Source organism: Herbidospora sakaeratensis, assembly GCF_001570525.1.
In the GTDB taxonomy this organism is placed as follows: Bacteria; Actinomycetota; Actinomycetes; order Streptosporangiales; family Streptosporangiaceae; genus Herbidospora; species Herbidospora sakaeratensis.
Genome location: NZ_BBXC01000007.1, coordinates 765,071 through 782,222, shown reverse-complemented (window position 1 = coordinate 782,222; position 17,152 = coordinate 765,071). Strand labels below are relative to the sequence as shown.

Genomic DNA, 17,152 nt, shown 5'->3' with positions numbered 1-17,152 from the left:
CCGGGTCACTTCCAGACCACCACGGACCGGAGCACGTCGCCGTGGTGCATCTTCTCGAACGCGGCCTCGACCCCGTCGAGCGGGATCTCCTCCGACACGAACGCCGCCAGGTCGATGCGGCCCTGGAGGTGCAGGTCGATCAGCATCGGGAAGTCGCGGGTGGGCAGGCAGTCGCCGTACCACGACGACTTGAGCGCGCCGCCTCGGCCGAACACGTCGAGGAGCGGCAGGTCCAGGCGCATCTCCGGCGACGGCACGCCGACGAGCACCACGGTGCCGGCCAGGTCGCGGGCGTAGAAGGCCTGCTCGTACGTCTTCGGGATGCCGACCGCGTCGATCACGACGTCGGCGCCGTGGCCGCCGGTCAGGTCGCGGATGGCCTCGACGGCGTCGGCCGAGGAGGAGTCGACCGTGTGGGTCGCGCCGAGGTTCTTCGCCCATTCGAGCTTGCGGCCGTCGATGTCGACCGCGATGATCTTCGCGGCCCCCGCCAGCCGGGCGCCCATGACCGCCGCGATGCCGACGCCGCCGGCCCCGATGACCGCGACCGAGTCGCCCCGGCCGACGTTGCCGGTGTTCATCGCCGCGCCGAAGCCCGCCATGACGCCGCAGCCCAGCAGGCCCGCCACGGCCGCGCCGGCGGCCGGGTCGACCTTGGTGCACTGCCCGGCGGCCACGAGGGTCTTGTCGGCGAACGCGCCGATGCCCAGCGCCGGGGACAACACGGTGCCGTCGGCGAGGGTCATCTTCTGGGTGGCGTTGTGGGTGTTGAAGCAGTACCAGGGCCGGCCGCGCAGGCAGGCGCGGCACTGGCCGCAGACGGCGCGCCAGTTCAGGATCACGAAGTCGCCGGGCGCGACCTCGGTGACGCCTTCGCCGACCGCCTCGACGACGCCGGCGGCCTCGTGGCCGAGCAGGAACGGGAAGTCGTCGTTGATCGCGCCTTCGCGGTAGTGCAGGTCGGTGTGGCAGACGCCGCACGCCTGCACCTTGACCAGCGCCTCGCCCGGGCCCGGGTCGGGCACGAGAATCGTCTCCAGCGTCACCGGGGCGCCCTTGGCCCGGGCCACCACGCCGCGTACTTCGTGTGTCATGGACCGATTGTGATGGACTGGATCTCCGACCGGAAGGAGGACGCCGTGCCCCCGCGGGATGACGACCTGTTCAAGGGCGCCGCCGACTACTACGAGCTCGGCCGCCTCCCCTACGCCGCCCAGCTGCCCGAGGTGCTGGCCAAGGAGCTGGGCCTCGGCCCCGCGTCGGTGGTGGCCGACATCGGGTGCGGGCCGGGGCTGCTCGCGGTCGCGCTGGCGCCCTTCTGCGGACGGGTGGTCGGCGTCGACCCCGACCCCGACATGCTGGCGCGGGGCCGCCGCCGCGACCCGTCGGTCACCTGGCTCCGGGCACGGGCCGAAGACCTGGCGTTCGAGCCGGGCGAGCTCGACGCGGCGGTGTTCGGGCGGTCGTTCCACTGGACCGACCGGGCGCTGATGGCCGCCCGGTTGCGGACCTTCGTCCGGCCCGGCGGCCATCTGGTGCTGGTCTCCGAGATGCACCGGCCCGGCCGCATCCCGCCGCGGGTGAAGGAGCTGATCACCGAGTTCCTCGGCGAATACCGGGTGCCGAGGCTCGGCGACGAGGAGGAGATCATCGCGGCGGCGGGCTGGCCGGGCCCCAAGCGGCTGAGCATGCGGACGGCCGACACCCTGACCCGCGACCCGGAGACCCGGGTCGCGGAGGTCTACTCGATGTCGAGCTCGACCCGGCACCGCTTCGGCGCGCGGCTGCCCGAGTTCGACCGGCGGTTGCGCGAGCTGCTGTCGGAGCCCGAGGTCATCCCCTTTCCGGCGACGCTGGCCCGGATCTGGACGAATCCCTGACGGCGTAGCCGAAGACCAGGGTGGTGCCGAACATCAGCACGCCGTAGACGGCGGGCGGGATCGACATCGCCGAGTTGTTCAGCAGGGTCGGGCTGAGGGCGATCGTGATGGCCAGGGTGCTGTTGTGGATGCCGATCTCCATGCCCGAGGCGATGGCCTGGCGGCGTTCGACCCGGAACAGGCGCGGCAGCCAGTAGCCGACGGTCAGGCTGATCGCCGAGAACAGCACCGCGACCAGGCCGACCGAGGCGAGGTGGTCGAGCAGCCGCTCGCGCTCCTGCACGATCGCGCCGACGATGACGGCGGCCAGCACGATCGCCGAGGCGATGCGGACCGGTTTGTCGGCGCGGTCGGCGAACGACCGTTTCCAGGCGCGCACCAGCATGCCGATCACGACCGGGATCAGGACCAGCGCGAACACCTGGAGGACCTTGTCGGCCTGGAGGCCGAGCTCGGCGCCGCCCTCGACGAAGTGGCCGATCGACAGGTTGACCACGAGCGGCAGGGTGAAGGCGGCCAGCACGGAGTTGACCGCGGTCAGCGTCACGTTGAGGGCGACGTCGCCGCCGAACAGGTGGCTGTAGAGGTTGGCGGTGGTGCCGCCGGGCGAGGCGGCCAGCAGCATCATGCCGACCGCGAGCAGGGGTTCGAGGTCGAACAGGACGACCAGGCCGAAGCAGACGGCCGGCAGGATCAGCACCTGGGCGACCAGGGCGATCACGACCGCCTTGGGGCGGGTGGCGACGTCGGCGAAGTCGCGGATCGTGAGGGACAGGCCCAGCCCGAACATGATGAGCGCGAGGGCGGCGGGCAGCGCGACGGTGGTGAGGATCGACTGTTGCACGGAACACCGTATTTCTCGGGGGTTCCGCCGGTTGTAGCAGCCGTCCCAGCGGCGATCAAGGGATGGTAACGCTCCCATCCCGTTGACTCGGTTTCATAACGAGCTATTGACACGTTTTATGTTAGCGATAACAGTCTTCGCATGACGCACGTGAGATTCCCCCGGATCGCCGCCGCTCTACTCATGGCCACTGCCCTGGCCGCGTGCGGATCCACCCAGAAGACCGTTGACGCGGAAGCCTCGCAGTCGGCCGCCGCCGGCCCCGCGGGCGCCCTCGTCGGTGTGACGATGCCCACGAAGTCGTCGGAGCGCTGGATCTCCGACGGTGAGAACGTCAAGGCGGGGCTGGAGAAGCTCGGTTACCAGGTCGACCTCCAGTACGCCGAGAACGACATCCCCACCCAGATCAACCAGATCGAGAACCAGATCACCAAGGGCGCCAAGCTCCTGATCGTGGCCTCCATCGACGGTACCGCCATCACCACGCAGCTCCAGCAGGCGGCCGACAAGAAGATCCCGGTCATCGCCTACGACCGGCTGATCCGCAACTCCCCCAACGTCGACTACTACGCCACCTTCGACAACTTCAAGGTCGGCGTCCAGCAGGCCACCTCGCTCCTCGCGGGCCTGAAGGTGGACGACTCGACGAAGGGTCCGCTGAACATCGAGCTGTTCGCCGGGTCGCCCGACGACAACAACGCGACGTTCTTCTTCAACGGCGCGATGTCGGTCCTCCAGCCGTACATCGACAAGAAGGTCCTGAACGTCAAGAGCACGCAGACCGACTTCAAGACGGTCGCGATCCTGCGCTGGGACCCGGCGACCGCGCAGAAGCGCATGGAGGACATCCTCACCAAGACCTACAGCGGCGGCGACCACGTCGACGGCGTGCTCTCCCCCTACGACGGCCTGTCGATCGGCATCCTGTCGGCCCTGAAGTCCAGCGGTTACGGCACCTCTGAGCAGCCGTACCCTGTGGTCACGGGCCAGGACGCCGAGCTCGCCTCGGTCAAGTCGATCCTCGCCGACGAGCAGTACTCGACGATCTACAAGGACACCCGCCAGCTCGCCGACGTGACCGTGAAGATGACCGACGCCGTCCTGAAGGGCGGCAAGCCGGAGGTCAACAACACGACCGACTACGAGAACGGCAACAAGGTGGTCCCGTCCTACCTGCTCGACCCGGTCATCGTCGACAAGTCCAACACCCAGACGCTCGTCGACTCCGGCTACTACGAGGCCTCCGAACTGCAATGACATCCCAGGGCGACATCCTGCGCATGCAGGAGATCACCAAGACCTTCCCCGGCGTACGGGCGCTCCAGGACGTGAACCTGTCCGTGCGCCGGGGTGAGATCCACGCCATCTGCGGCGAGAACGGCGCCGGGAAGTCGACGCTGATGAAGGTGCTGTCGGGGGTGTACCCGCACGGCTCGTACGAGGGGGAGATCTCCTTCGACGGCCAGGAGTGCCGGTTCGCCGGCATCCGCGACAGCGAGCAGCGGGGCATCGTCATCATCCACCAGGAGCTGGCGCTCTGCCCGCAGTTGTCGATCGCGGAGAACATCTTCCTGGGCAACGAGCGCTCGCGGCGCGGCCTGATCGACTGGAACCGCACCAACCACGAGGCGCAGACCCTGCTCGACCGGGTGGGGCTGCCCGAGAACCCGGTCACCACGGTCTCGGACATCGGCGTCGGCAAGCAGCAGCTCGTCGAGATCGCCAAGGCCCTGTCGAAGGAGGTGCGGCTGCTCATCCTCGACGAGCCCACGGCCGCGCTGAACGACGAGGACTCGGCGCACCTGCTCGACCTGCTGCGCGGCCTGCGGGCCGAGGGCATCACCTGCGTGATCATCTCGCACAAGCTGAACGAGATCGCCGCGATCGCCGACCGGGTCACCATCCTGCGCGACGGCCGCTCGATCGAGACGCTCGACATGGACGCCGACGACGTCACCGAGGACCGCATCATCTCGGGCATGGTCGGCCGCGACCTGGAGCACCGCTACCCGCCGCACGAGCCGTCGATCGGCGAGGAGGCGTTCCGGATCGAGGACTGGACCGTGCACTCCCCCGTCCAGCGCGACCGCGTGGTGGTCTCGAACGCCGCTCTCTCGGTACGGCACGGCGAGATCGTCGGCCTGGCCGGGCTGATGGGTGCGGGCCGCACCGAACTCGCGATGAGCGTCTTCGGCCGGTCGTACGGCGTCGACGTCTCGGGCCGGGTCTACCGCGACGGCAAGCAGGTGGAGATCAGGAACGTCCGCGACGCGATCGGCCACGGCATCGCCTACGCGACCGAGGACCGCAAGCGCTACGGGCTGAACCTGATCGAGGACATCAAACGCAACATCTCCGCCGCCGACCTCGGCCGGCTGGCACGGCGCGGCTGGGTGGACGACAACGAGGAGTACCGCGTCGCCGAGGGCTACCGCCACGACATGAACATCAAGGCCCCGAGCGTGCTGAGCGTCACCGGGAAGCTGAGCGGCGGCAACCAGCAGAAGGTCGTCCTGTCGAAGTGGATCTTCACCGACGCGGACGTCCTGATCCTCGACGAGCCCACCCGGGGCATCGACGTGGGCGCCAAGTACGAGATCTACTCGATCATCAACCGCCTCGCCGACAGCGGCAAGGCGGTGCTGGTGATCTCGTCGGAACTGCCCGAACTGCTGGGCCTGTGCGACCGCATCTACACCATGTCGGCCGGCCACATCACCGGCGAACTCCCCCGGCACGAGGCCACCCAGGAACGCCTGATGACACTCATGACCACGTTGACCACCAAGGACGCAACCCGATGACCGACTGCCGAGCCCTGGACCCGCACCTGGAGGTCCGATGAGCAGCGTCTCCCCCGCCGCCGCCCCGCCCACCCCCGCCGGGCCGCCGTCGACCGGCCCCGCCCGGACCACCGTCTTCGGGGTCTCGCTGAACATCCGGCAGAGCGGGATCTACATCGCCTTCGCGCTGATCGTGGTGCTGTTCACGATCCTGACCGAGGGCGCGCTGCTCCAGCCGCAGAACATCTCCAACATCATCGTCCAGAACTCCTACATCCTGATCCTGTCGATCGGGATGATCCTGATCATCATCGCCGGGCACATCGACCTGTCGGTCGGGTCGGTGGTCGCCGTCACCGGCGCCATCGCCGCGGTGCTGATGGTCGACTACGGCATCCCGTGGCCCGTGGCGCTGGTGCTCACCCTCATCGCGGGCGGGCTCATCGGGGCCTGGCAGGGCTTCTGGATCGCCTACTTCGGGATCCCGGCCTTCATCGTCACGCTCGCCGGCATGCTGCTGTTCCGCGCGCTGACGCTGACCGTGCTGGGCAACCAGGGCATCGGCCCCTTCCCCGACCCCGTCCGGACGCTTTCCAACGGGTTCACCGACGGCTACTTCGGCAACATCGGGCTGGGGGTGCTCGGCGGGGCCGACATCTTCTCGCTGCTCGTCGGGGTCCTCGTCGTCGGGGGCATGGCGTTGTCGCAGTGGCGCACCCGGACCGCGCGGCTCGGCTACCGCCAGGCCGTCGACCCGCTGCCGGTGTTCCTGCTGAAGATCGTCACGGCCGCCGCGGTCATCATGTTCGTGGTGGTGCAGCTGGCCCGGTTCCGCAACCTTCCCTGGGTGCTGGTGCTGCTGGCCGTGCTGGTGCTGGCGTACTCGCTGGTCACGACTCGGGCGGTGTTCGGGCGGCAGGTCTACGCCATCGGCGGCAACCTGCAGGCGGCGGTGCTCTCGGGCATCAAGGTCAAGCAGGTGGTGTTCTGGATCTTCGTCAACATGGGCGTGCTGGCCGCGCTGGCGGGGGTCATCTTCGCGGGCCGGCTGAACCAGGCCGGGCCGACCGCCGGCAACGCCTTCGAGCTCGACGCCATCGCGGCGGCGTTCATCGGCGGCGCGGCGGTGCAGGGCGGCGTCGGCAAGGTCGTGGGCGCGATCACGGGAGGTCTCATCATGGGTGTGATCAACAACGGCATGTCCCTCATCGGATCGCCGAGTGAACGCGTCATGCTCGTGAAGGGCGTGGTGCTGCTCGCGGCGGTGGCGTTCGACGTGTGGGCCAAGCGGCGTGCCGCCCGTTAGGTCAAGGTCATAGGCTTGGATCCCATGACCACTTCCCCCGGCGGCGAGCCGGCCGAACGCACCAAAGCGGCCGTTCTCGAAGACGTCGCCGGCCTCGCGGGCGTCTCGGCGATGACGGTCTCCCGCGTCCTCAACGCTCCGGAGAAGGTGCGCCCCGAGACCCGCGCGCGGGTCCTCGCGGCCGTCCAGGAGCTCGGCTACCGGCCCAACTTCGCGGCCCGTTCCCTCGTGACGGGCCGCTCGGGCGTGCTCGGAGTGGTGAGTTTCGACACGACTCTGTACGGCCCCGCCTCCACCCTCTACGCCATCGAGCGCGCCGCTCGCGAACACGACTACCTGGTCAACATCGCCAGTCTCGAGGCGATGACCCGGCGGTCGATCGCCGAGGGCGTCGACCGGCTGCGGCAGCAGTCGGTCGACGGCGTGATCGTGATCGTGCCCCACGAGTCGGCCGCCGACGGCCTGCGCGACCTGCCGCCCGACCTGCCGGTGGTCGACGTCGGCGGCGGCGAGCGCCTGTCGGTGCCGGCCGTGGCGGTCGACCACCACGCCGGCGCGGTCAGGGCCACCCGGCACCTGCTCGAACTGGGGCACGAGACCGTCCACCACCTGAGCGGCCCGGCCAACTGGATCGACGCCAACAACCGCATGCAGGGCTGGCGGCACGCCCTGCGCGGTCGTGAGATCCCGCCGCCGCTGGCCGGCGACTGGTCCGCGAACAGCGGCTACGAACAGGGCAAACGGTTGTCGCGCGACCCGTCGGTGACGGCGGTGTTCGTGGCCAACGACCCGATGGCGCTGGGGCTGATGCGGGCCTTCCGCGAAGCCGGCCGCCGGGTGCCCGAAGACGTCAGCGTGGTCGGCTACGACGACGTGCCGGAGGCGGCCCACTTCTGGCCGCCGCTCACGACGGTCCGGCAGAACTTCGCCACCCTCGGCCGGCAGGCGTTCCAGTTACTGCTGAACCGGATGGTCGGCCACGACACCTCCGAACGCCGCACGGTCGAACCGGAACTGGTCGTCCGGGAGTCGACCAGCCGCCGGTAAAACCGAATTGCCCCGCCCGTGACCTGATCACAGCACCCCAGCGGGCAACGGTCTTCCATGGACGACGTGTGGTTGATCGCGGCCCGCGGGGTGTTCGGGGGCGTCCTGGTGATGTGCTTCGCGCTGCTCGGGGAGGCGACCTCGCCGAAGCGGTTCGCCGGCATCTTCGCCGCCGCCCCGGCCGTGGCCATCGGGGGGATGGTGATCACCGCGGTGAGCGACGGGCGCGAGGAGCTCGCCGAGTCGGGCCTCGGCATGGTCGCCGGCGGGGTCGCGCTGATCGCCTACTGCGCGCTGGCGGTGCCGCTGGTCCGCCGGTTCGGCGCGCTCAAGGGCTCGACCGGCGCGCTGGTCCTGTGGGCGCTCGTGGCCTGGCTGGGCTGGACGGTGGTCTCGTGAAGGTGACGTTCCGGGCGTCGCGGCTGCGGCACACCCGGGTGCGCGACCTGGCGGTGCGGTTCGTGTTCGGCGCGGCCATCTCGGTGGTCGCCGGGCTGGTCGGCGAGCGCTGGGGGCCGCTCGCGGGGGGCGTCTGGCTGGGCTTCCCCGCCATCCTGGGCGCCACCCTGACCCTCATCGAGGAGGAGGAGCACAAGCGCGGCCCGGCCGCCAAGGACGCCATGGGCGCGATCTTCGGAGCGGGCGGCCTGACGGCGTTCGCCGTCTGCGTGTGGCTGCTGGCGCCGCGCCTGCCGTCGTGGCTGGTGCTGCTCCTGTCGCTCGTGGCGTGGATGGTGGTGGCCGCGCTCCTCTACGTCGTCAGCGAAGCGAGCAGATCGCGTCTTCGATCACGCGGGTCACGGCCTCCGGATGGGAGACCAGGGCGAGGTGGGAGCCACCGTCGAACTCGGTGACCTTCGACTTGGCCCGCTCGGCCATCGCGCGCTGCGACGCCGGCACGATGATCTTGTCGCCGCTCGCGATGAAGTACCACGAAGGGATCGTCTTCCAGGCCGGCTCCTTCGACGGGGTCATGAAGGCGGCCGTCGAGGCGGCCCGCTGCCCGGCCCAGAGCTCGGCCGACCGCGTCTTGGGCAGGTCCTGGCCGAAGGAGTTCTGGAAGACGTCCTTCTTCAGGTAGAGGTCCTTGGCGGTGGTGCCGGGCGCGGCGGCCTGGTCGTAGAGGGTCTCCGGCTGCCCGCCCAGGGCCGAGCCCGGCCCGCTGAGCTGCATGGTGTTCTCGCCCGCCGCGGGGGCGGCCGCGTCGACGTACACGAGCGCCTTGACGTCGGGGTCGCCGGTGGCGGCGTTGGTGATGACCGAACCGCCGTAGGAGTGGCCGACCAGCACGACCGGCCCCTTGACCGTGTCGAGGAAGTCGCGCACGGTCTGGGCGTCGCTGGTCAGATCGCGCAGCGGGTTGCCGATGGCGCGGGCGGTGTAGCCCGACCGCTGGAGCTCCTGGACCTCGCCGGCCCAGCTGGAGGTGTCGGCCCACGCGCCGTGGACCAGGACGACCGTGGGTTTGACCGGGCACACCCGCGGCGTGGCCGCCTCGGCGGCGTGGGCCGGGGCGGCGCCCGTGAGGATCATGACGACGGCGAGCAGCGACTTCATATTACTCACTAACCGAACATATCGGCATTTGTCGTAAATGCGCAATTAATGGGGCCGAGTTTCACCGCTTACCTTCAACGGGAACATTTGACTCGGTGTGGCGATTTCCAATAACCCACAATTAAGGAAATCACTGTGATTGCTCGCCCCAATCCCGCTAAATCCGGCATACGTCCATCAACGCGGAAAGTCCCCGCGCTGGCGCCCATGTTGGGCCCGGCGTTCGTCGCGGCCATCGCCTACGTCGATCCGGGGAACGTGGCCACCAACCTCACCGCCGGGGCGACCCTCGGCTACCTGCTCGTCTGGGTCGTGGTGCTGGCCAGCCTGGTCGCGATCCTGGTGCAGTTCCAGGCGGCCAAGCTGGGCATGGCGACCGGGCGCAACCTGCCCGAACTGTGCCGCGAGCGGTTCGGCCGGCGCGGCGGCCTGCTGCTGTGGGCGCAGGCCGAGATCGTCGTGCTCGCCACCGACCTGGCCGAGTTCGTCGGGGCGGCCATCGGGATGCAGTTGCTGTTCGGCATGCCCGTCTGGTTGTCGGCGATCACCACCGCGGTCATCTCGCTGGCCCTGCTGGAACTGCGGCGCAAGGGGCGCACCCGGCCGTTCGAGCTGATGAGCGCGGCGGCGCTGATGTTCGTCGGGGCCGGGGTCGGCTACGACATCGTCGCCACCGGGCACCAGTCGGCGGGCGGGCTCGCGGCCGGGCTGGTGCCGAGCCTCGGCGGGCCGGGGGCGCTGCTGCTGGCGATGGGCATCGTCGGCGCGACGGTCATGCCCCACGCGGTCTACCTGCACTCCGCCCTGGTGCAGGGGCGCGGGATGTCGACCGAGACGGCCCGCGCCCAGCCCGCGCTGGTGCGGCGCATCCTGCGGTGGGACTGCTCGCTGGCCCTTGGCGTGGCCACGGTCATCAACGTGTCGATGATCGCGCTCGGCGCCGGGCTCGGGGTGGCCAGCGGCGGCGCCTGGACCGGTGACCTGACGGCCGCCCACACCGAACTGGCTGCCCGCGTGGGCGGGTTCGCCGCCCTGGCGTTCGCCGTCGCGTTGTTGTCGTCGGGGTTGTCGTCGTCCGGGATCGGCACGCTGGCCGGCGACGTCGTGATGCGAGGCTTCCTGAACGTGCGGGTGCCCGTGCACGCCCGCCGGATCGTGACGATGACCCCGGCCGTGCTGGCGCTGCTGTCCGGGGTCTCGCTCACCGACCTGCTGGTGCTGAGCCAGGTGGTCATCTCGCTCGGCGTCCCGGTGGTGCTGTTCCTGCTCGTGTACTTCTGCCGCGACCGCGACCTGATGGGCCCGCTGGTCAACGCGCCACTCACCACCTGGATCGCGGCCGCCGCCGCGGCGGTCGTCGCCCTGCTCGGCTGCTCGCTGCCGATCACGATGCTGCTGTGACGACCGTCCGCGCGAAGCTCCGGGTCTGCGCCGCGCTGGCCGCCGTCGCCTTCCTCCTGGACGCCGACCTCCGGCTCACCCTCACGCTCTGCCTGCTGGCGCTATTTGCCCACGGGGTCGCGGGGATTGAGGCGCGGCACGAAAAGCGGGTCGATCGGGGTGAACGGGAATTGCGGAAGCTCTCTCTCGGGAATGGCGAAACTCGCGGCGAGGACCTCCCGTGAAAAGGCGGTCGCGGTGGCCCTGTATCCGATGTCGGCGGGCATCGGCTGGTCGAAGAAGATCAGGAAGTGGATTTCCTCGTCGCCGATGACCTCGATGTGGTGCGGGAAGGCGCGCGGCACGAAATAGAGGTCGCCGGGGCCGAGCAGGTATTCGTCCAGGCTCAGATCGGGGTCGAGCACCCGCATGCGGGCGTGGCCCTTGGCGACGTAACCCATCTCGGCGGTGACCGGGTGCCAGTGCGGCTCCCGCATGCCGCTCTCCTTCACCCGCAGGGAGTACATGGAGATGTCGTCGAGGGCGGCCCAGAACTGGTGCCGCGCCATCCGCGCGTCGCCGTAGGAGTAGGTCAGCACCGGCGCCTGGCTCTCGATGTCGAACAGCTTGGCGTTGGGCAGCGTGGCGGTCGGCGTCACGTCGGCCGGGCCGGTGCGGCGCACGATCTGCTGGGCCGGTGACCGGTCGAACGCGGCGAACGCCGACGCCTGCAGGTCGAAGGTGTTGCCCAGCACGGCGTCGGTCATCGCGGTGAAGCTGTCGCGCACCGAGAAGTGCTGCGGCCGCTCGCTACGCAGGGCCAGCACGAGCTCGGCGCGGTCGGGGCCGATGTTCTCGATGTGGTAAACCGCGCCCGACTCGACGTGGTACATCTGCCCCGGCCGCACCACGAACGACGAGAACGCGTCGGCGTTGCCGAGGATCGACACCAGGACGGTGCCCGAGACGACGTAGGCGAGCTGGTTGGCGTTGACGTTCCACTGCGGCTCGCGGATCGCCCCCGGCTCCAGCACGACCCGCTTCAGCGAGAGCCGGTCGAGGATCGGCAGCACCTTCTCGTCGACCACGGTGACGGACCCCAGCTCGTTCTCGAACGTGGGCCGGACCTTCCCCAGTGAGGTGATGTGCGGCGACTTGCGCATGGCGTGCTCCCCCGGACGCGAACTGTTTTCCCAGGTTAAGCAGCATGTGTCGGAAGTCGGGGGAATGACACGTTGGTCTTCGGCCGCACGGTCGTAGCGCAGAGGCCGTCGCGCCCTGACAGGGACAAGATCCGGAATGTCGGAGATGTGCGCTAACCTTCCGGCGACACGGTCGTAGCGCAGAGGTCGTCGCGCCCCAAATCGATGCGGAGGACGCCGGTTCGAATCCGGTCGGCCGTGTCACTTCTGTTGCCGGAGGGGGACGCGCGCATGGCTTCTGACGTGGAGACCTGCCTGCGCGTCCTGGCCGAGGCCCGCGCGGCCGATCCCGACGACGAGCGCTGGGCGCCGGTCCGCGAGGCCGCCGCGCAGGTCTACCAGGCGGGCAAGAAGGCCCGCAAGGCGGCCCGCCGCGCCGACCGCCGCCGGCACGACGACGTCGTCATCGCGGCCGCCGAACGCCACCGCGACCAGAACCCCGGCTCCGCGCCCCCGGTCGCCACACCGACGGGCTCGCGGCCGCTGGCCGGGACCCAGCGGTGCTACGTCTGCAAGGCCGTCTACGACCGGGTCCACTCGGTCTACCACCGGCTCTGTCCGGCCTGCGCCGAGGAGAACCTGGCCCGCCGCACCGCCCGCTGCGACCTGCGCGGACGCCGGGCGCTGGTCACCGGCGGGCGGGTGAAGATCGGCTTCCAGACGGCGCTGAAGCTGCTGCGCGACGGGGCCGAGGTCCTCGTGACGACCCGGTTCCCCGCCGACGCGGCCCGCCGCTACGCCGCCGTGCCCGACGCGGCCGAATGGCTCGACCGGCTGCACGTCCACGGCGTCGACCTGCTCGACCTGCCCGGGGTGGCGGGCCTGCTGGAGACCGTGCACGCCCGTTTCGACCACCTCGACGTGCTGGTCAACAACGCGGCCCAGACGATCCGCCGCCCGGCCGCCTACCACCGCGAGGTGACGGCGGCGGAGCACCTCCCGCTGGAGGGCCCGGCCGCCCGGATCCGCCGCACGACCGGGCCCGCGACGCGCGAGATCGCCGCGTCGAGGAGTGTCACGGCCACCCGTGACGGGGCCGGGCTCGTCGCCGCCGACGAGTTCGAGGCGCTCTTCCCCGCCGGGATGCTCGACGAGACCGGGGAGCCGCTCGACCTGCGCGACCGCAACAGCTGGAGCCTGCGGCTGCACGAGGTCGACGCCGCCGAGTGGCTGGAGGTGCAGCTGGTGAACTCCTTCGCGCCGTTCCTGCTCACCTCGCGGCTGCGGGGGCTGCTCGAAGCCTCGCCGCATCCCGACCGCTATGTCGTGCAGGTGTCGGCGATGGAGGGCAGCTTCTCGCGGGCGAACAAGACCGTCCGCCACCCGCACACGAACATGGCCAAGGCCGCGCTCAACATGCTCACCCGGACCGCCGCCCCCGACTACGCCGCGAGCGGCATCCACATGAACAGCGTCGACACCGGGTGGTGCACCGACGAGCGGCCCCATCCCGAGAGGGCGGCGAGCCGCTTCCGGCCGCCGCTCGACGTGATCGACGGGGCCGCGCGGGTGTACGACCCCGTCGTCCGGGGGGTCGGCGGCGACCTCGTCTCCGGACTCTTCCTGAAGGACTACCGATCGGTGGAGTGGTGACCGTGAAGCCTGTGCCCGTACGCTGCCCGGCGATCGAGCACCCCGACGTGCCGCCGGCCGAGGCGGCGGCGCTCGACCCGCTGCTGGCCCGGCTGGCCGACAGCCGGGTGGTCGCGGCCGACGAGGTCTTCCCGCTCGGCGCGCTGCGCCCCGACGGCCGGGTCGACCTGTGCAAACAGGGTCTCGGCGCCCCCGGCGTGGCCCGGCTGCTGCCAGTGGCGACGGCCTCGCCGCACGCCGTCCACCTGCTGCTGGGCACCAACGCCATCGGCGACGAGGGGGCCCGCGCGGTCGCCGGCGCGCTCACCGACGACCACCGCCTGCGCACCCTCTACCTGGGCTGCAACCGCATCGGCCCCGAGGGCACGGCGGCGCTGGCCGACCGGCTGAGCGGCGACCAGAGCGTGCGGGCGTTGTGGCTCAAGCGCAACCCGATCGGCGCGGCGGGGGTGCGGGCGCTGGCCGGGATGCTCGCCTGGAACAGCACGCTGCGCACGCTCGACCTGGTCAACACCGGCCTGTCGACGGCCTCGCTGGAGGTGCTGGTCGCCGCCCTGGTCAGCCGCGACGTGCCGCTGGAGCGGCTGTTCCTCGGCGGCAACGGCCTCGGCCCGGCCGACGCGCCGCTGCTGGCGCGGCTGGTCGCCGAGGGAGGCGTGCGGGAGCTCTACCTGCCGGCCAACCACCTGGGCGACGAGGGCGCGGCCGTGCTGGCCGCCGCGGGCGACCCGGCGCGGCCGGTCCGGCTCGGCCTCGGCGGCAACGGCATCGGGCCGGCCGGCGCGACGGCGCTGGCCGCCGCGCTCGACCGCATCGAGTCGCTCGACCTCGGCCGCCCGCCGTCGGAGCGCAGCCTCGGCGCGCCCGCCAACACCACCGGCGACGAGGGCGCGCACGCCCTGGCCGCCGCCCTGCCCGGCAGCCCGCTGCGCCGTCTGGAGCTGCGGCACACCGGCCTCACCGGGCGCGGCGCGAAGAGCCTGCTGGCCCGGGTGCCCGACGACACCCGCCTGGAGTACGTCGGCCTCGGCCCCGGCCTGCCCCGCAAGGTCAAGCGGTCGTTCACCGCGCGGCTGCGCCCGGCCGGGCCCGGCCACCCCGACGTGGTCGCGATCGGCAGCCTGTACCGATGATCCATGACCGCGACGAACTGAGCCGCTGGCGGCACGCCCGCCGCTACGCCGTCCCGCGCTGGATGATCGAGCGGTCCGCCGAACGCCGCCTGGCCGGAGACTGGCAGGGCGCCTGCGCGGCCGCCGCCGTCGACGTCGCCTTCGACCCGGCCCTGGCCGAGAAGGACCCGGCGCTCGCCGACGACCTGCGGCATCTCGTACCGGAGCTGCTGCGCTGGCACCTGCCCCGCAGCGGCAACGGCGCGGGCACCCTGGGCACCCACCACCACGTCACCCTGGCCCGCTACGGCGACACCGAACTCCAGGCGTTCACGCCCGAGCTGAGCGAGGGCCCGCAGCGGCTGAAGCTGGACCTCGTCCCCGCCGACGAGGACGACGACCCCTACATGATCACCCAGGTCGACTGGACGTCGGCCCGCCACTTCTGGGACGCCCGGCACACCGCCGCCCTCGGCGGCGCGACCGACGCCTCGCTGCCCGACCGGGTGCTCATGGACGCCGGTCTGCTGACGCCCGATGATCTGCACCCGCTGGTCAGAGAAGGGCTCTGCCCCGGCCTGCCGCCGGGCGCGTCGGGCCCGCCGGAGCCGGCCCTGCCCGAGCCGGTCAGGGTGCGCTGCGGCGGCGTCTGGCACCAGGTCGTCTCGGGCGGCGGTTCGCTCCAGCTGGAGCACGGCGTGGACGAGCAGCGGCGCGAACGCGCCATGCGCGCCCTCGGCGGGGCCGTCTCCGGCTGCTTCGCGGTCGAGCAGTCGTGGACGTCGGGCGAGGGCAGGCTGCCCCGGCGGCTGCGCGCCCAGCGCTGGGCGCTGTTCCTGCACGCCCAGCACGGCGACACCCCGGCGGTGCTCCGGCTGCTGGACGCGGGCGTCGACCCCCGGGTCCGCGACGGCCGTCAGCGCAGCCTGCTGCACCTGCTGCACCTGGTCGACCACACCGTGCTGCTGCCCCGCCTCCTGGCGGCGGGCCTGGACGTGAACGGCGAGGACTACCGGGAACGCACCCCGCTGCTGCACGCGGTGGCCTCCTACGGCTCGCCCGCGCTGGTCGACGCGCTGCGCGCGGCCGGGGCGCGGATCGACGTGACCGACTGGGAGGACTGGTCACTGGCCGACCTCATCCGGCGGCGCCGCCGCCGGGACCTGGTCGCCCTGCGCGACGAGATCGAGCGCGACCACCCCGGCATCGGGGTCGGGTACGTGAATTACGACGACGACGATGACGATGACCACGGCGATGACCACGGCGATGACGACGACTGAGCACGACGGCCTGGCCGCCGCCGACGAGATCAACCGGCGGCTGGGCGTCTTCCGCACCGAACCGGCCGCCAGCTCCCAGCTGGAGGCGCTCGCCCTGGCCGTGGCGGCGAACCTGCCGGTCCTGTTGTGGGGCGAGCCGGGCATCGGCAAGTCGGCCGGGCTGGAGCAGCTCGCCGCCGGGCTCGGGCTGCCGCTGGAGACGGTCATCGCGAGCGTGCACGAGCCGTCCGACTTCGCCGGGCTGCCGATCGTCGGCGACGACCCGGCCGTGACCGGGGTGCCGATGGCGCCGCCCGACTGGGCCGTGCGGGTGACCGCGCTGGGCCGGGGGCTGGTCTTCTTCGACGAGTTGTCGTCCGCGCCGCCCGCCGTGCAGGCCGCGCTGCTGCGGGTGGTGCTCGAACGGCGGGTCGGCAGCCTCACGCTGCCCGCGCCGGTGCGCGTCGTGGCCGCCGCGAACCCGCCGTCGAGCGCGGCCGACGGCTGGCACCTGAGCCCGCCGCTGGCCAACCGCTTCGTCCACCTGCGCTGGACGCACGACCCCCGGACCGTCGCCCGCGGCCTGGCGGGCACCTGGCCGGCCGCCCGCGTCCCCTCGATCGACCCGGCGCGCGTCTCCGGCGCGGTGGCGAAGGCCCGGGGCGCGATCTCCGGCTTCCTGACCGCCCGTCCTGGTCTGACGCACCACCTGCCCGCCGACGCCGAGAGCCGGGGCGGCGCGTGGCCCTCGCCCCGGACGTGGGAGATGGCGCTGAGGCTGCTCGCCGTCGCCTACGCGAGCGGCACCGGCCGGGAGGCCCTCGCGGCGGCGGTGGTCGGCGCGGTGGGCGACGGCGCGGGCGTCGAGCTCATCTCCTACCTGGAGGAACTCGACCTGCCCGACCCCGACCGGGTGCTCGCCGACCCGGCCGCGTTCCGGCTCCCCGAGCGCGGCGACCGCCAGCTCGCCTTCCTGACGGCGGTGGTGGCGGCCGTGCAGGGCGACCCGACCCGGCGCCGCTGGGAGGCCGGGTGGGTGGTGCTGGCCAAGGCGGTGGACGCCGGCGTGCCCGACGTCGCGGCCCGCGCGGCGATGGACCTGGCCGCGATGCGCGACCTCAGCTGGCCGGTGCCCCCGGGCATCGACGCCTTCGTCGACCTCCTCCAGCTGTCCGGCGCGCTCTGA

The 17,152-nt window shown here is 71.6% G+C and carries 16 protein-coding genes and 1 tRNA gene; 13 read left to right on the top strand and 4 right to left on the bottom strand.

The features are described from left to right. Positions 1-5: 5 nt before the first annotated feature. Positions 6-1,094 carry an S-(hydroxymethyl)mycothiol dehydrogenase gene (locus AW271_RS03240; RefSeq protein WP_062331410.1) on the bottom strand — a complete coding sequence of 363 codons (1,089 nt, stop codon included), beginning with the start codon at positions 1,092-1,094 and terminating at the stop codon, positions 6-8. 45 nt (positions 1,095-1,139) lie between these two features. On the opposite strand from AW271_RS03240, the gene AW271_RS03235 reads away from it, so the two are divergent. Further along, the gene (locus AW271_RS03235) at positions 1,140-1,880 is read left to right on the top strand and encodes a class I SAM-dependent methyltransferase (protein ID WP_169806271.1); all 741 of its coding nucleotides are present in this window, start codon (positions 1,140-1,142) and stop codon (positions 1,878-1,880) included. On the opposite strand, the gene AW271_RS03230 is transcribed toward AW271_RS03235, so the two are convergent. Further along, entirely contained in the window at positions 1,834-2,724 is an 891-nt protein-coding gene (locus tag AW271_RS03230) for a bile acid:sodium symporter family protein (protein WP_245652907.1), read from the bottom strand. The two genes, AW271_RS03235 and AW271_RS03230, sit on opposite strands and share 47 nt — an antisense overlap. A 141-nt stretch (positions 2,725-2,865) precedes the next feature. Between AW271_RS03230 and chvE the strand changes: the two genes are divergently transcribed. The 6 genes from chvE to AW271_RS39390 are packed head-to-tail and all read left to right on the top strand — an operon-like array spanning position 2,866 to position 8,714. After that, positions 2,866-3,981: a multiple monosaccharide ABC transporter substrate-binding protein gene (chvE, locus tag AW271_RS03225; protein ID WP_062331403.1), complete on the top strand. Its 1,116-nt coding sequence runs from the start codon at positions 2,866-2,868 to the stop codon at positions 3,979-3,981. Beyond that, positions 3,978-5,528 carry a multiple monosaccharide ABC transporter ATP-binding protein gene (gene mmsA, locus AW271_RS03220; RefSeq protein ID WP_062331400.1) on the top strand — a complete coding sequence of 517 codons (1,551 nt, stop codon included), beginning with the start codon at positions 3,978-3,980 and terminating at the stop codon, positions 5,526-5,528. Before chvE ends, mmsA begins: the two co-directional genes overlap by 4 nt. A 37-nt stretch (positions 5,529-5,565) precedes the next feature. Beyond that, positions 5,566-6,813, top strand: a complete 1,248-nt coding sequence (gene mmsB / locus AW271_RS03215; protein ID WP_062331397.1) for a multiple monosaccharide ABC transporter permease — start codon at positions 5,566-5,568, stop codon at positions 6,811-6,813. A gap of 24 nt (positions 6,814-6,837) precedes the next feature. Continuing rightward, on the top strand, positions 6,838-7,860 hold the full coding sequence (locus AW271_RS03210) for a LacI family DNA-binding transcriptional regulator (protein ID WP_062331394.1): 1,023 nt from the start codon (positions 6,838-6,840) through the stop codon (positions 7,858-7,860). A gap of 57 nt (positions 7,861-7,917) precedes the next feature. Further along, on the top strand, positions 7,918-8,259 hold the full coding sequence (locus AW271_RS03205) for a DUF3147 family protein (RefSeq protein WP_062331392.1): 342 nt from the start codon (positions 7,918-7,920) through the stop codon (positions 8,257-8,259). Continuing rightward, complete coding sequence (locus AW271_RS39390; protein ID WP_169806270.1) at positions 8,256-8,714, top strand: DUF3147 family protein; 459 nt, start codon at positions 8,256-8,258, stop codon at positions 8,712-8,714. Before AW271_RS03205 ends, AW271_RS39390 begins: the two co-directional genes overlap by 4 nt. Here the strand turns inward: AW271_RS39390 and AW271_RS03200 are convergent. Continuing rightward, positions 8,620-9,417, bottom strand: coding sequence for an alpha/beta fold hydrolase (locus tag AW271_RS03200; protein ID WP_157553922.1), 798 nt, complete (start codon positions 9,415-9,417; stop codon positions 8,620-8,622). The genes AW271_RS39390 and AW271_RS03200 overlap by 95 nt on opposite strands. A gap of 207 nt (positions 9,418-9,624) precedes the next feature. On the opposite strand from AW271_RS03200, the gene AW271_RS03195 reads away from it, so the two are divergent. After that, positions 9,625-10,818: an Nramp family divalent metal transporter gene (locus AW271_RS03195; protein ID WP_062331390.1), complete on the top strand. Its 1,194-nt coding sequence runs from the start codon at positions 9,625-9,627 to the stop codon at positions 10,816-10,818. Between the two features lie 101 nt (positions 10,819-10,919). Here the strand turns inward: AW271_RS03195 and AW271_RS03190 are convergent, their stop codons facing one another. After that, complete coding sequence (locus AW271_RS03190) at positions 10,920-11,960, bottom strand: cupin domain-containing protein (protein WP_062331387.1); 1,041 nt, start codon at positions 11,958-11,960, stop codon at positions 10,920-10,922. A 168-nt stretch (positions 11,961-12,128) separates the two neighbouring features. Here AW271_RS03190 and AW271_RS03185 point away from each other — a divergent pair. The 5 genes from AW271_RS03185 to AW271_RS03165 all read left to right on the top strand — a co-directional run bounded on the left by AW271_RS03185 (position 12,129) and on the right by AW271_RS03165 (position 17,152). After that, positions 12,129-12,200, top strand: a tRNA-OTHER gene (locus AW271_RS03185). A 30-nt stretch (positions 12,201-12,230) separates the two neighbouring features. Next, on the top strand, positions 12,231-13,592 hold the full coding sequence (locus tag AW271_RS03180; protein WP_062331384.1) for an SDR family NAD(P)-dependent oxidoreductase: 1,362 nt from the start codon (positions 12,231-12,233) through the stop codon (positions 13,590-13,592). Then, entirely contained in the window at positions 13,589-14,725 is a 1,137-nt protein-coding gene (locus tag AW271_RS03175; RefSeq protein WP_245652906.1) for a leucine-rich repeat domain-containing protein, read from the top strand. The genes AW271_RS03180 and AW271_RS03175 overlap by 4 nt, the downstream gene beginning before the upstream one ends. Continuing rightward, positions 14,722-15,987, top strand: coding sequence for an ankyrin repeat domain-containing protein (locus AW271_RS03170; protein ID WP_062331381.1), 1,266 nt, complete (start codon positions 14,722-14,724; stop codon positions 15,985-15,987). The genes AW271_RS03175 and AW271_RS03170 overlap by 4 nt, the downstream gene beginning before the upstream one ends. Then, positions 15,944-17,152, top strand: coding sequence for an AAA family ATPase (locus AW271_RS03165; RefSeq protein WP_245652905.1), 1,209 nt, complete (start codon positions 15,944-15,946; stop codon positions 17,150-17,152). The genes AW271_RS03170 and AW271_RS03165 overlap by 44 nt, the downstream gene beginning before the upstream one ends.